At 41.0% G+C, this 15,203-nt stretch carries 13 protein-coding genes and 1 rRNA gene; 12 read left to right on the plus strand and 2 right to left on the minus strand.

Going from position 1 to position 15,203, the window contains the following annotated elements; all coding sequences use genetic code 11:
- Positions 1–104: 104 nt before the first annotated feature.
- Entirely contained in the window at positions 105–905 is an 801-nt protein-coding gene (locus E0709_RS02605) for a transferrin-binding protein-like solute binding protein (protein ID WP_165867194.1), read from the minus strand.
- A gap of 771 nt (positions 906–1,676) precedes the next feature.
- Here E0709_RS02605 and pstS point away from each other — a divergent pair.
- The 6 genes from pstS to phoR all read left to right on the plus strand — a co-directional run bounded on the left by pstS (position 1,677) and on the right by phoR (position 7,464).
- Positions 1,677–2,735, plus strand: coding sequence for a phosphate ABC transporter substrate-binding protein PstS (gene pstS, locus E0709_RS02610; protein ID WP_132300236.1), 1,059 nt, complete (start codon positions 1,677–1,679; stop codon positions 2,733–2,735).
- Positions 2,736–2,804: 69 nt separating this feature from the next.
- Complete coding sequence (gene pstC / locus E0709_RS02615; RefSeq protein ID WP_132300238.1) at positions 2,805–3,758, plus strand: phosphate ABC transporter permease subunit PstC; 954 nt, start codon at positions 2,805–2,807, stop codon at positions 3,756–3,758.
- On the plus strand, positions 3,755–4,600 hold the full coding sequence (gene pstA, locus E0709_RS02620) for a phosphate ABC transporter permease PstA (protein ID WP_165867195.1): 846 nt from the start codon (positions 3,755–3,757) through the stop codon (positions 4,598–4,600). Before pstC ends, pstA begins: the two co-directional genes overlap by 4 nt.
- A gap of 37 nt (positions 4,601–4,637) precedes the next feature.
- Positions 4,638–5,405 (plus strand): phosphate ABC transporter ATP-binding protein PstB, encoded by a 768-nt coding sequence (gene pstB, locus E0709_RS02625; protein ID WP_132300240.1) that lies wholly within the window; start codon positions 4,638–4,640, stop codon positions 5,403–5,405.
- A gap of 19 nt (positions 5,406–5,424) precedes the next feature.
- The gene (phoB, locus tag E0709_RS02630; RefSeq protein WP_132300242.1) at positions 5,425–6,123 is read left to right on the plus strand and encodes a phosphate regulon transcriptional regulator PhoB; all 699 of its coding nucleotides are present in this window, start codon (positions 5,425–5,427) and stop codon (positions 6,121–6,123) included.
- A gap of 9 nt (positions 6,124–6,132) precedes the next feature.
- Positions 6,133–7,464 carry a phosphate regulon sensor histidine kinase PhoR gene (phoR, locus tag E0709_RS02635; RefSeq protein ID WP_132300244.1) on the plus strand — a complete coding sequence of 444 codons (1,332 nt, stop codon included), beginning with the start codon at positions 6,133–6,135 and terminating at the stop codon, positions 7,462–7,464.
- A gap of 40 nt (positions 7,465–7,504) precedes the next feature.
- Here the strand turns inward: phoR and gap are convergent, their stop codons facing one another.
- Positions 7,505–8,524 carry a type I glyceraldehyde-3-phosphate dehydrogenase gene (gap, locus tag E0709_RS02640; protein ID WP_132300246.1) on the minus strand — a complete coding sequence of 340 codons (1,020 nt, stop codon included), beginning with the start codon at positions 8,522–8,524 and terminating at the stop codon, positions 7,505–7,507.
- A 256-nt stretch (positions 8,525–8,780) separates the two neighbouring features.
- Between gap and gmk the strand changes: the two genes are divergently transcribed.
- The 6 genes from gmk to E0709_RS02670 all read left to right on the plus strand — a co-directional run.
- On the plus strand, positions 8,781–9,407 hold the full coding sequence (gene gmk / locus E0709_RS02645; RefSeq protein WP_132300248.1) for a guanylate kinase: 627 nt from the start codon (positions 8,781–8,783) through the stop codon (positions 9,405–9,407).
- A 64-nt stretch (positions 9,408–9,471) separates the two neighbouring features.
- Entirely contained in the window at positions 9,472–9,738 is a 267-nt protein-coding gene (gene rpoZ / locus E0709_RS02650; protein WP_132300250.1) for a DNA-directed RNA polymerase subunit omega, read from the plus strand.
- 56 nt (positions 9,739–9,794) lie between these two features.
- Positions 9,795–11,672 (plus strand): RelA/SpoT family protein, encoded by a 1,878-nt coding sequence (locus E0709_RS02655; RefSeq protein ID WP_132300252.1) that lies wholly within the window; start codon positions 9,795–9,797, stop codon positions 11,670–11,672.
- A 2-nt stretch (positions 11,673–11,674) separates the two neighbouring features.
- Positions 11,675–13,756 (plus strand): ATP-dependent DNA helicase RecG, encoded by a 2,082-nt coding sequence (gene recG, locus E0709_RS02660; protein ID WP_132300308.1) that lies wholly within the window; start codon positions 11,675–11,677, stop codon positions 13,754–13,756.
- A 26-nt stretch (positions 13,757–13,782) separates the two neighbouring features.
- Positions 13,783–14,562 carry a glutamate racemase gene (gene murI, locus E0709_RS02665; RefSeq protein ID WP_132300254.1) on the plus strand — a complete coding sequence of 260 codons (780 nt, stop codon included), beginning with the start codon at positions 13,783–13,785 and terminating at the stop codon, positions 14,560–14,562.
- A 305-nt stretch (positions 14,563–14,867) separates the two neighbouring features.
- A 16S ribosomal RNA gene (locus E0709_RS02670) occupies positions 14,868–15,203 on the plus strand; the annotation flags it as partial.

The following is a 15,203-nucleotide window of genomic DNA, read 5'->3' on the forward strand; positions in this document are numbered from 1 at the left end:
CTAAATTATTTAGATATTTATAGAATTTTATAGATTTTATCTTTCAGTTTCTAACCCCAGTGAGCATAGCAAACTGGGGTTTAAAAGTTGAGATGTAATATGGATTATTCTGTTGCAGTTTGTTCAGCAATAAATACACCAAAGGAATCGGAACGTTCAAATTCACCAGCGATTTCGGTTGCATCACCATAGAAGTTACCTTTTAAGCTACCCGTGTCGCCATCTGTCCAAGTGGTGGTAAATCCATTGCCTGAGATTTTACCTTCAAAGAACTCTTGTTCTGCATTACGACCCGCATCGCGAATATAACCATCAATTGTTTTGTCATCAAAGTTAACGGTTGCTTCAATTCGTCCAGTGAGAACACCTGTTTCTTGGAATAAGCTACCTTTATCCACAGTTTCAGCTGTTACGAAACGTAATGTACCGCCAGTGTAGTAGAAAGAACCTGTTTTAGGGATTTCATTAATTGGTGTTTTCTCGCCTTGAATAAACAGATATTCACCATTATCTGTTTTAACCGCACCTACGATGGCATACTCAAAACTGTGTGCGTTAACACTTTCAGTTCCAATATTATTACTATCAATTGAAGCAATTTTAGTCGCATCTTTAACGTTAATATTGTAACGCTCTACTTGTTCTCCTTTTGCATCTGTTACAAAGACAGGGTGAACGGAGTTTGGATTACCTTGAGTTGCAGTTAACTCTGCATCAGCTAATGGAATTTCTTGACCATCAACGGTGATGGTGTCAAACGTTGCTTTTTGAGCAGAGGTGGATACTTTTACACCAAAGCTATTTTCTTCAATTTTAGTTGGTTCACCAGAACTGGATGAGCCACAAGCAGTAAGTACAAAACTACCAGCGATAAGAATAGCACTGAGTTTAAATGGGATTTGCATGGAAAAACTCCTTAGATAAAAAATAGATAAAAAGCACCGCATTATGTTTAGCGTGCTTACGATTATTTAGTGGCTTATAGTGACTTAAATTCAGATGATTTCGTTGTTAAACCTTGATGCAATCATGCTGCGAGCAACTTTGCCAGCCACAAAAAGAACCCTTTTGAAATAAAAATGATTCCTATTAAGATGATAAGTGATTTTTTAACGCTTGTAAAGTGCTATTGAATTGAGTTTAACTGGATTTTTATCTGATTGTACCACCTCTTTTTAGTGTGGTTCAGCAAGCAACAAGGTGAGTGAGCCAATAAAAATGACCTTAAATTTTTTATCTGATCGTGCCGTAAAACACTGCCCTTTAGGGCGGTGTTTTACGGCACAAATAAAAATAGAAAATTACTCAAAATTTGAGTACAATCAATTCGTGTTAACAGAGATATGCTTAGGCTTTCTCAATGACGACATATTCAGGGTAGGACATACCCGTAGAGCTTGTGAAGTGAATATCGTTAGATGTCAGCAACAAGAACCCACCGAGAGTAGCCCCCGAAAGGGGGAGCTAGTAGGAATCCCCGTCCTTTAGGGTGGGGAGGATGTCAATGTTGTGATACGATTACGTTATTGCGTAATCAAAATATAAAACAAAATCCAATCATGCTTAATTGGGTTTGATCTATTACAATCTTTTCCCTTTGTCATTAAATTGTCACATTTCTTCCTTATACTGCTCAGCGTGGTTAAACCATGTTGAAAATCTATAAGGAGAAACCTATGTTAAAATCAACCCTAAAATCAACTATAGTTAAGTCATCTATACTAGCATTCTCTCTCGGTTTGCTCGTTTCCACCGCACAGGCTTCCCAAACCATTACAGGGGCGGGGGCGTCTTTTCCTTATCCGATTTATGCCAAATGGGCGGCGTTATATGAAGCGGAAACAGGTAACAAGGTTAATTATCAATCTATTGGTTCAGGGGCGGGGCAGCAACAAATTATGGCGAAAACCATTGATTTTGGTGCCTCTGACGACCCTATGAAAGCGGAATTATTGCAGGAGCATCAATTATTGCAATTCCCTGCGATTATTGGCGGCACCGTGCCTGTGGTGAATATTCCTGAAATTGCAGGAGACACCCTGAAATTATCAGGCGAGGTGTTAGCGGCTATTTTCTTGGGGAAAATTCAGCAGTGGAATGACAAGGCGATTCAACAATTAAATCCAACCCTTTCCTTGCCAGCGAAAGCCATTATTGTGGTACATCGTGCCGACAGTTCAGGCACAACTTTTGGCTGGACCAATTATTTATCCAAGGTTTCCACCGATTGGGCAACCCAAGTGGGGCAAGGGAAATCCGTGAAATGGCCAACGGGGCAAGGGGGCAAAGGCAATGAAGGCGTGGCGGCGTATGTGGCACAAATTAAATATAGCATTGGTTATGTGGAATATGCCTACGCCAAGCAAAATCAGCTTCCTTGGGTGGCGTTAGAAAATCAAGCGGGGCAATTTGTGCAACCCTCTAAAGCCAGTTTTATGTCCGCCGCCAGTCATGCTAAATGGGCGGAAAGTCCGGGAATGGGCGTGGTGTTGACCAATGAACCAGGCGTTGATTCTTGGCCGATTACCGCGGCGAGTTTTATTTTAATCCACAAAAATGCGGAAAAACCCGAAGCGACACAATCGGTGTTGCAGTTTTTTGATTGGGCGTTTCATAAGGGAAAAACGTCTGCGGAAGAACTAGATTATGTGCCGTTGCCTGATGCGGTGGTGCAAGAGATTCAAACTCAATGGCGTGCGGAAGTGAAAGACAATCAAGGGCGTAATCTTTGGTAATGATATTGTTGAACATGAGCAATAGGTGGGATTTTTCCACCTTGTTCCAACTCAAATAAGCGAGAGACTATGCAAAATAGCAAAAAAATCACCTTGACGAAACCTTGGCAAGAATATGGGTTTCATGGCGTCACGCTGTTTTTCGCCATGTTGGCGGCGTTGCTGTTAATTGCCATTTTATTTTCCTTGTTTATAGGCAGTTGGCAATCGCTCCGTCATTTTGGCATGGCGTTTTTATGGACGGCGGAATGGGATCCCGTGCAAGAACAGTATGCGGCGTTAATTCCTATGGTTGGCACGCTTTTGTCTTCCCTGATTGCCTTGTTGATCGCCATTCCTGTTTCCTTAGGCATTGCCATTTTCTTAACGGAACTCGCTCCCCCGTGGTTAAAACACCCCATTGGCTTGGCAGTGGAAATGTTGGCAGCTATTCCGTCTATTATTTATGGCATGTGGGGGTTGTTTGTGTTTGTGCCGTTATTTCAACAACATATTCAACCCTATTTAATCGAAATTTTAGGGCAAACGCCGTTAATTGGGGTGTTGTTTAGTGGCGTTCCCTTAGGCATGGGCTTATTTACCGCAGGCTTGGTGCTGGCGATTATGAGTATTCCCTTTATCGCTTCGGTGATGCGAGATGTGTTTGCGGTGGTGCCGCCGATTTTAAAAGAATCCGCTTACGCTTTGGGGGCGACCACTTGGGAAGTGGTGTGGAAAATTATGTTGCCCTACACCAAAACGGGCGTAGTAGGTGGCATTATGTTAGGTTTAGGGCGTGCCTTAGGGGAAACCATGGCAGTGACCTTTGTGATTGGCAACAGTTTCCGCTTGCCTGATTCGATTTTTTCGTCCACTACTTCTATTGCTTCCGCCATTGCCAATGAATTTAATGAAGCGGGGGGATTGCAAAAATCCGCCTTAATGGAAATTGGCTTAACCTTGTTTTTGATTACCACCTTGGTGTTAATTTGCTCAAGGTTAATGATCAATCGCATGCTGAAAAAAGAAGGGAAGAAAAGATGAATAATCTGCAACAATCACGTTTTTATTGGCGAAAATCCCTTAACGCATTGATGTTAAGTTTATCCACCATTGCCGTGGTGTTTGGGGTGTTTTGGTTAGGCTGGATTCTTGCCACCTTAATTTATCATGGCATTCCTGCTTTATCTCTTGATTTATTTACAGCCAACACGCCCGCACCTGCACAAAAAGGCGGTTTAGCCAATGCCATTTTAGGCTCAGGCTTAATCTTATTTTTCGCCGTGATTATTGGCGTGCCAGTGGGTTTGTTGGCTGGTACTTACTTAGCGGAATATGGACAAGGCGGCAAGTTTGCCGCAGGTTTGCGGTTTTTAAATGACATTTTACTGTCCGCCCCGTCCATTATTATTGGCTTATTTATTTATGCCATTTATGTCGCCAATGTAAACCATTATTCAGGCTGGGCAGGGGCATTTGCTTTGGCAGTGATCCTAATTCCCATTGTGATTCGCACCACAGACAACATGCTTAGTTTAGTGCCGAATCATTTGCGAGAAGCCGCCATTGCCTTGGGTTGTCCACGTTGGTATGTGATTGTGATGATCTGCTATCGTTGTGCCAAATCAGGCATACTCACGGGCATATTGCTTGCCATTGCTCGCATTGCAGGGGAAACCGCCCCCTTATTATTCACCGCGTTGTCCAATCAATTTACCAGTTGGAATATGAATGAACCCATGGCAAATCTGCCCGTGGTGATTTATCAATATGCCGCCAGCCCCTTTCAAGATTGGAAGCAATTAGCTTGGGCTGGAGCAACCTTAATTGCTGTTTTTGTGTTGAGCATTAATATTCTAGTTCGGCTATATTGCAGAAAAAAATAAATGTCGGAAAAAATAAAACGTAAATAAAGGAAACATTATGATTAACTTAGAACAAACCAAAATTGAAGTAAAAAATTTAAATTTTTATTATGGCGATTTTCATGCCTTAAAAAATATCAATTTACGCATTGCTCGCCATAAAGTGACCGCCTTTATTGGGCCTTCTGGCTGTGGGAAATCCACCTTGTTACGCAGTTTAAATAAAATGTTTGCCTTATATAAACAACAACATGCCACGGGTGAAATTAATTTAGACGGCGAAAATTTACTCACCAGCCAGCGAGATATTGCCTTAATTCGAGCAAAAGTCGGCATGATTTTTCAAAAACCTACCCCTTTCCCCATGTCCATTTATGATAATATTGCTTTTGGCATTCGCCTATTTGAAAAATTGCCCAAGGCCGAGATGAATGAACGGGTGGAATGGGCGTTAAGCAAGGCGGCATTATGGCATGAAGTGAAAGATAAATTAAGCCAAAGTGGCGAAAGTTTATCAGGCGGTCAACAACAACGTTTATGTATCGCCCGTGGCATTGCTTTAAAACCTGAAGTGTTATTATTAGATGAGCCATGCTCTGCGTTAGATCCTATTTCTACCATGAAAGTGGAAGCCTTAATTGATGAGCTGAAACAGGATTATACCGTGGCAATGGTCACCCATAATATGCAGCAAGCCGCTCGTTGCTCTGATTATACCGCCTATATGTATTTAGGCGAATTAGTGGAATTTGGCGACACCCAGCGTATTTTTAATCAACCCCAATGCCAACGCACGGCAGATTATATTCAAGGGCGTGTAGGCTAATAAACAAATAGGGTAAATTATGGCAGAAAAAACAGCAAAAATTCTGGTGGTGGAAGATGAACGAGCGATTCGTGAAATGCTCGTGTTGTTTTTAAAACAGCAACAATTTGACGTGATTGAAGCCCCTGATTACCCAACCGCGGTGAAAAAAATGGCAGAAAAACCGCAGTTGATTTTAGTAGATTGGATGTTGCCAGGGCGTTCGGGGATCCAATTTATTCAATATTTAAAAAAACACCCTGACATGCAGTCTATCCCCGTGATTATGCTCACCGCTCGCAGCGGCGAACAAGATTGTGTGCTAGGCTTAAGCGAAGGGGCAGACGATTACATCACCAAACCCTTTTCCCCAAAAGTATTATTAGCCCGCATAGAAGCCTTATTAAGACGTATTTATCAAAAAAATCATCGCATTATTGACATTGACGGCTTGCGATTAGATCAAGATGCTAAAAGAGTGACCTATCAACAGCAAGAAATCACTTTAAGCCACACGGAATTTAAATTATTGGATTTCTTCATGCACAATAAAGAAAAAGTCTATAGCCGTGAACAATTATTAGATTTTATTTGGGGTAATAATATTTATTTAGAAGAACGCAGCGTGGATGTGTATATCAAACGCTTACGCCATTGCCTTGCCCCTTATCAATTGGATAAATATATTCAAACGGTGCGGGGTATGGGGTATCGTTTTTCTAGCCAGATTAATGACTAAGGTGAAAATATGACCAAAATAAAAACATCAATTAAAAGCCTGTTATTTGAATTAATCCTTGCAGCATCCATTGCCTATTTATTTAGCCTTTTTGCACAGGATTTTTGGACTTGGCTAGCAATCATATTGGTGCTGTTATTAATTTGGCATCATTATATGGAATGGCGTTTATTAAAAACATTACAACCCAAAAATGAAACCATAAAACCCTTAACCCAATTTGAAACCTTATCGCCGACACTCACCTATTATAATAATCAAGCACGGCGAGAAAAAATGAAAAGTTTACGTTTATTATCCCGCTTAAATCGTAATGTGCAATTTTTATCAGAAGCCATTATGGTGTGTGGCGAAAAGGGCGACATATTATGGTCTAATCAACATGCTCAACAATTATTTGATTTTTATTGGCATAAAAAAGTGGAAAAGAACATTTTTACCATTATTTTTTACCCTGAATTTAAAACCTATTTTCAAAAACAACATTATAAACGCCCTTTAGTGATACTCACCAATAATCAGCGTTATATTGAAATCACGGTGAATCTCTACTCCGCAAAAACCTATTTAATTTTAGCCCGAGATGTCACGCAATTTATTAGCTTATTAAGCATTCGCCAAACCTTTTTAACCAATTTAAATCATGAATTAAGAACACCACTTACCGTGTTACAAGGTTATATTGAATTATTAGAATTTGAAAACGCTAACGAATTGCAACAAAAAGCCTTGCACGCCATAAAAGAACAAACACAACGCATGACCAAATTACTCCAACAATTATCCTTGTTAGTGAAAATAGAAACTGCCGATAATAAACAACATCACCCCGTGAATATGTCAGCGATTATATTATCTCTACAAAAAAACACCGCACTTTTAAAAACAGAACAACAACGCATTGAGTTTAATATTGAACCTGACTTATATGTATTAGGCGAAGAAACCCAATTACAAAGTGCCGTGGCGAATTTAATTTATAATGCCATTAAACATTCAGGCGAACACAGCCATATTCAAATTAGCTGGAAAATGAATCAAGCCACTAATCAAACAACAAATAAAACCACCGCAAACACCCCACACGCCATCTTCTCCGTCACCGACAACGGCATAGGCATCGCCCCCCAACACCTCCCCCACCTAACCGAACGCTTCTATCGAGTAGGCCCCGCCCGCTCCCACACCACCGGCGGCAGCGGCTTGGGACTTGCCATCGTCAAACACGCCCTACAACAACACAACACCCGATTAAACATCGAAAGCCAAGAAAACAAAGGCAGCTGTTTTTGGTTTGTTTTGGGGGTGGTTGAACAAAACAAAACCCAATCACCTGCGTGATTGGGTTTCTTTCAAATGCTAATAAAATTAGCCTTTGTTCTTAACCTTTATAGTTATGCACCAATGAAACTAAGTCTAATACTTTGTTAGAGTAGCCAGTTTCGTTGTCATACCAAGACACTAATTTCACGAAAGTATCCGTTAATGCGATACCTGCATCTGCATCGAATACAGAAGTTTCAACAGCACCGTTGAAGTCGGTAGAAACTACTGCATCTTCAGTATAACCTAACACGCCTTTTAATTCGCCATTGAAGGTTTTACCTTCAGCCGCATCTTTAATCGCTTGTTTGATTTCTTCGTATTTAGCTGGTTTTTCAAGGTTTACCGTTAAGTCAACCACAGAAACGTTGGTAGTAGGAACACGGAATGCCATACCAGTTAATTTGCCGTTTAATGCAGGTAATACTTTACCCACCGCTTTTGCAGCACCTGTTGAAGATGGAATGATGTTTTGAGACGCACCACGACCACCACGCCAGTCTTTAGCAGATGGACCGTCAACGGTTTTTTGAGTTGCAGTGGTGGCGTGAACGGTGGTCATTAAACCGTCTTTGATACCGAAAGTTTCGTGGATAACACGAGCAAGCGGTGCTAAACAGTTAGTGGTACAAGAAGCGTTAGACACGATGTCTTGACCTTTATAATCGTTGAAGTTTACACCGTTTACGAACATTGGTGTGTTGTCTTTGGATGGACCTGTTAAAACGACTTTTTTCGCACCCGCAGTGATATGTTTACGAGCTGTTTCGTCAGTTAGGAATAAACCAGTAGCTTCAACAGCGATGTCAACACCGATAGCACCCCAGTTTAGGTTGGCTGGATCGCGCTCAGAAGTCACACGGATTTCTTTGCCGTTTACCACTAATTTACCGTCACGCACTTCAACAGTACCATCGAAACGACCGTGAGTTGAATCGTATTTTAACATGTAAGCCATGTAATCAACGTCGATTAAGTCGTTGATACCGACAACTTCAATGTCTGAACGTTGTTGTGCTGCACGGAATACGATACGACCGATACGACCGAAGCCGTTAATACCAATTTTAATTGCCATAAGATTTTCACCTATATTTAAAGTTAAACAAAAGTCATACAGTTCATTGCTTACAAAAGTCAACTACCTGTCGATCATGGATTATAGCATGATTTTTATGAATAACGAAATAACAGTTATAAAAGAGAGGATAAACTTTTTGTGATCTAAGTCAAATTTTCTAGTTATTGTATTGAATTGCATTCATAAATTATAATGCTTTTTAGTTTGTTTCCATGCATAATAAAAAATGGGGTCAGTTTATCGGGGGGGAATTATGTCACAAGGAAATTTGTATATTTTGTCAGCACCTAGTGGAGCGGGAAAATCATCATTAATTTCAGCGTTGTTAGCACAAGATCAGCAGAAAAAAATGATGCTGTCTATTTCTCACACCACACGCCAACCACGACTGGGTGAAACCGATGGCATACATTATTATTTTGTGTCGGTATCAGAGTTTGAAAGTCTAATTGAACAAGGAATATTTTTAGAATATGCCAAGGTTTTTGGAGGCAACTATTATGGTACGTCTTTGCCGGCAATTGAAAAAAATCTTAGCCAAGGGATTGATGTGTTTTTAGATATTGATTGGCAAGGGGCGAGACAAATTCGGCAAAAGGTGCAGTCAGTAAAAAGTATTTTTATTTTACCCCCATCCTTGCAAGAACTGGAACGCCGTTTAATTGGACGTGGACAAGATAGTGAAGAGGTGATTGTGCAACGGATGTCAAAGGCTATGGATGAAATATCCCACTATGATGAATATGATTATGTGATTGTGAATGATAATTTTGAGCAAGCTTTGACGGATTTAAAAAGTATTTTGCGAGCGGAAAAACTCAGATTAGGCTATCAAAAACAGGAAAATCAAGGCTTAATTCATGAATTACTAGCAAAATAGTGTGCAGTTTAGTATTATGTTTGCCCTTTTATTGAAAAAATGTTAATTATTATTGGAGTAGAATATGGCTCGTGTTACTGTACAAGATGCAGTTGAAAAAATTGGTAATCGTTTTGATTTGATCTTAACAGCATCTCGTCGTGCAAGACAATTGCAGTTAAATCAGTCTGAACCTTTGGTGCCGGAAGAAAATGATAAACCTACCGTGATTGCTTTAAGAGAAATTGAAAAAGGCTTGATTAATAATGAGATTATGAATGCTCAAGAACGTCAAGACGCGTTTTCTTATGGCGAAAAAGAAAATCAAGCGACAGCATTTGTAATGGAATAAATGTGCTCATTTGCCATGTTATGAGGCTCGCTGTTTGAAATTTGAGATAAGTAAATATGCTTTATTTTGAACCGTTAGAAAAAATTATTCAGGAATATTTACCTACTGAACAAATTGAGTTAATTAAACGTGCCTTTCTTATGGCAAAAGATGGTCACCAAGGACAATTTCGTTCTAGCGGTGAGCCTTATATTACCCATCCTGTGGCGGTAGCTTGCATTATTGCAGAAATGCATTTAGATCACGAAGCTGTGATGGCAGCGTTATTGCATGATGTGATCGAAGATACACCTTATACGGAAGAACAGCTTACAGCCGCTTTTGGTAAAAGTGTGGCGGAAATTGTGGATGGCGTATCAAAATTAGATAAGCTCAAATTTCGTACTCGTCAGGAAGCTCAAGCGGAAAGTTTCCGTAAAATGATTTTAGCCATGACGAAAGATATTCGAGTGGTGTTAATTAAACTTGCTGACCGAACCCATAATATGCGAACGTTAGGGTCATTACGTCCCGATAAACGTCGTCGTATTGCGAAAGAAACGCTAGAAATTTATAGTCCGTTGGCTCACCGTTTAGGCATTGAACATGTTAAAAACGAGTTGGAAGATCTCTGTTTTCAAGCTATGCACCCGCAACGTTATGCAGTGTTACAAAAAGTCATTCAACTAGCGCGCAGCCGTCATCAAGAATTAATTCAACCGATTTTAGACGAGTTACAAACTCGCTTGCAAAAAGTACCCATTGCTGCTCGTGTGTTTGGTAGGGAAAAGCCGTTGTTTTATATTTATCAAAATATGAAACAACGAGAGCAAGAATTTCGTTCTATTTTAGATATTTATGATTTCCGTATTGTGGTCAATACAGTAGATGAATGTTATCGGACGCTTGGTATTGTGCATAGTTTATATAAACCAAGAGCCGGACAATTTAAAGACTATATTGCTGTGCCGAAAGCCAATGGTTATCAAGCCCTGCATACTTCTACTATTGGACCGAAAGGTGTGTTAGTGGAAATCCAAATCCGTACCGAAGAAATGGATAGTATGGCGGAAATGGGGATTACCGCTCATTGGGTGTATAAAGCAGATGGCAAAAATGATACCACGACCGCTCAAATTAAAGCGCAACGCTGGTTACAAAGTTTAATTGATTTACAGCAAAGTGCGGGTAATTCTTTTGAATTTATTGAAAGCGTGAAATCCGATTTATTTTCCCATGAAATTTATGTGTTTACGCCGAAAGGACGGATTATTGAGCTACCGCAAGGGGCGACCGCCATTGACTTTGCCTATGCGGTGCATACGGATATTGGCAATAAATGTGTGGGGGCAAAAGTTGATCGCATAGATTATCCGCTTTCTCAGCCGTTATCTTCGGGACAAACCGTGGATATTCTTACATCAAATAAGGCAAGTCCACAAAAAAATTGGTTGAATTCTGTGGTAACGGGAAGAGCGAGATCTAAGATTCGTCAAGAGTTAAAAAGTCTTGAAGATCAGACCGCAGTTTCGTTTCAATCTAGCAAAGTACGTATTTTAGCAAATTGTTGTCATCCGGTTTGGGGAGATCCGATTTGTGCTTATGAAGATGAACATAATAGATTGGTTATTCATCATAAAAGTTGTGCGACCTTAACTTGTCATCAAGGGCATTTTTCGGTGGTTGATTGGGTTGATTATGTGACCAATCAGAATTTTGAAGTGGAATTACGGATTGAAATGCGAGAACAGCAAGCGCTCGGTTTAATCATCGCTGCATTAGCAGTGATGCAAAGTCAGTTGCATAGTGTTTGGACCGAAGAAGACGGTCAGAGTAGCTTTGCAATATTAGTACTAACCACGCAAAATACTAAACATTTAGCTAAAATTATCCGTAAACTGCAACATGTTGCTGGTGTTGTTCGTGTTGAACGTAATATCAATGCGTTATCCTAATGATGAGCTTGCAATTGCTTGATGCTGTTCCACTTACTACCTTATCGGGTGTTGGAACAGCAGTTTCTATCAAATTAAGCCGTCTTGGGATCAATAATTTACAGGATCTGTTATTTCATTTACCCACTCGTTATGAAGATCGCACCCACATTACCCCCATTGCCGATCTTCGCCCTGAACAATATGCGACTATTGAAGGCGTGGTGCAAACTTGCGAGGTGCAGTTTGGTCGCCGTCCTATTTTAACCGTAATCCTATCAGACGGTACATCTAAAATCATGTTGCGTTTTTTCAATTTCAACGCTGGAATGAAAAACAGCTTTCAACTGGGTAGCCGTGTCAAAGCCTTTGGCGAAGTGAAACGTGGGCGGTTTATGGCTGAAATTCATCATCCCGAATACCAGATTATTCGAGATAATCAGCCGTTGCAATTAGATGAAACACTTACGCCGATTTATGCCACGACTGAAGGGCTAAAACAAACTTCCTTACGTAAACTCACTGATCAAGCTCTTGAATTATTGGATAAAATTCAAATTGTTGAGATTTTGCCTAATGAATTTAATCCTAATCCTTTTAGTTTAAAAGATGCCATTCGCTTTTTACATCGTCCACCGCCGGATATTTCGTTAGAAATGCTAGAAAAGGGGCAACACCCAGCCCAAGTGCGATTAATTTTTGAAGAATTATTGGCGCATAATTTGGCAATGCAAAAAGTCCGTTTGGGGACGCAACAACATTATGCTTTGCCGTTGCACTATTATACCGATTTAAAACAACGATTTTTAGCACAATTACCGTTTCAGCCGACTAACGCTCAACAGCGAGTGACGGCGGATATTGAACAAGATTTAGCCTTAGATCACCCCATGATGCGATTAGTGCAAGGCGATGTAGGATCGGGCAAAACCTTAGTGGCAGCTCTTGCTGCTTTGTTGGCAATTGATAATGGTAAACAGGTAGCGTTAATGGCACCCACAGAAATCTTAGCCGAACAACACGCCCAAAATTTCCGCCGTTGGTTTGAACCGTTAGGTATTGAAGTGGGTTGGTTAGCCGGCAAGGTGAAAGGCAAAGCTCGCACTGCAGAACTTGAGAAAATCCAAACAGGGGTGGTGCAAATGGTGGTGGGAACGCACGCTTTATTTCAACAGGATGTAGAATTTGCCAACTTAGCCTTAGTAATTATTGATGAACAACATCGTTTCGGCGTGCATCAACGCCTAATGTTGCGAGAAAAAGGCGAAAAAGCGGGCTTTTATCCGCACCAGTTAATTATGACGGCGACCCCGATTCCGAGAACGCTGGCAATGACGGTGTATGCGGATCTTGACACCTCCATTATTGACGAACTGCCCCCAGGGAGAACGCCAATTACCACGGTCGTGATGTCCGAAGAACGCCGAGCGGAAATTGTGGCACGGGTGCATCATGCCTGTACGGCAGAAAAACGCCAAGCCTATTGGGTCTGTACCCTGATTGATGAAAGCGAAGTATTAGAAGCCCAAGCAGCCGAAGCCATTGCGGAAGATTTGCGGAATGCCTTGCCACAATTGCGTATTGGCTTAGTGCACGGACGCTTAAAACCAGCGGAAAAACAAGGGATTATGCAATCGTTCAAAGAGGCGGAATTGGATTTGTTGGTGGCAACCACGGTGATTGAAGTGGGGGTAGATGTCCCCAATGCGAGTCTGATGATTATTGAAAATGCCGAACGTTTGGGATTGTCGCAGTTGCACCAATTGCGTGGGCGAGTGGGGCGTGGTAGCACCGCTTCGTTTTGCGTGCTAATGTATAAACCGCCGTTGGGCAAAATTTCGCAAAAACGCCTGCAAGTGTTGCGAGATAGCCAAGATGGCTTTGTGATTTCCGAACGTGATCTAGAAATTAGGGGGCCGGGGGAAGTGCTAGGCACTAAACAAACCGGTGTAGCGGAATTTAAAGTAGCCAATTTAATGCGAGATCGCAAGATGATCCCGACGGTGCAACATTATGCCAAACAACTGATTGTGAAATACCCCGATGTGGCAGATGCCTTGATTAAACGCTGGTTAAATAATAAAGAAATATATAGTAACGCTTAAAGTGCGGTGCTTTTTGAGGCGATTTTATGACAACGATACTTTTATATGATTCAGGCATGGGTGGTTTAACTATCTATGATGCCGTGCGTGAGCGTTTTCCCAATGCACGCTATTTGTATTGCTTGGACAACGCCTTTTTTCCCTATTCGGAAAAATCCACGCCCTTATTAATTGAGCGTGCGGAAAAAATCGTGGGGAGATTAGCCGAGCAATTTACCATTGATATGGCTGTGGTGGCGTGCAATACTGCCAGCACAGTGGTATTGCCAGCCTTACGAGCCAAATTTGCTTTTCCCGTGGTAGGAACAGTGCCTGCTATCAAGCCTGCTGCCAAATTATCGCAAACAAAAGTCATTGGCTTATTGGCGACCAAAGGCACGGTAGAGCGAGCTTATGTAAAAGAGCTGATTGAAAAATATGCTCAGGATTGCATCGTAGAAAAAATCGGTTCAACGGCGTTGGTGGAAATGGCAGAGCAAAAGCAGCAAACGGGCAAATTGGATTTAGCCCGTTTAGCCAATGAAATAAAACCTTGGCAAAAAAACACCGCACTTGATACGGTGATTTTAGGTTGTACGCATTTTCCTTTGGTGAAAGAGGAATTACAGCAATTATTACCGCAAGTGAAATACTTCGTTGATCCCGCAGAAGGCATAGCCAATCGCGTAGCGAGTTTATTGCCTGATGTAGATGATGAACAAGCTGAAAATTTAGCCTTTTGCACCCAAAGACCAATAGATTTTGAACAGAAAGAAAAGGTGTTAAAGGATTGGGGTTTTAGTCGTCTTATACAGCTTGACGTTTAAAATATAAACACTCAAACAAGATTTTACATTTTTTGCAAAAAAACACTTGCAAAGGATTCTAAGATCTCTATAATACGCCCCACACAACGACACGCTGTTGTGAAAATTGAAAATCAAACAGTGTGTCGTTTTATTTTCGCTTTAAAATAGCGATTTGTTCTTTAAAAATTTATCAGACAATCTGTGTGGGCACTTGTTGATTGATTTCGGTTTAAAAAATTTTAAAAACTTGAAGTCTTAATAGGTGCTTAACTTAAAATTCATTAAATGATTTGAAGCAAGCAGTTTATTGAGCGATCGAACTTAAATTGAAGAGTTTGATCATGGCTCAGATTGAACGCTGGCGGCAGGCTTAACACATGCAAGTCGAACGGTAGCAGAAGAAAACTTGTTTTCTTGCTGACGAGTGGCGGACGGGTGAGTAATGCTTGGGAATCTGGCTTATGGAGGGGGATAACTACGGGAAACTGTAGCTAATACCGCGTAATATCGAAAGATTAAAGTATGGGATCGTAAGACCATATGCCATAAGATGAGCCCAAGTGGGATTAGGTAGTTGGTGGGGTAAAGGCCTACCAAGCCGACGATCTCTAGCTGGTCTGAGAGGATGACCAGCCACACTGGAACTGAGACACGGTCCA

Origin of the sequence: Lonepinella koalarum, assembly GCF_004565475.1 — a bacterium.
In the GTDB taxonomy this organism is placed as follows: domain Bacteria; phylum Pseudomonadota; class Gammaproteobacteria; order Enterobacterales; family Pasteurellaceae; genus Lonepinella; species Lonepinella koalarum.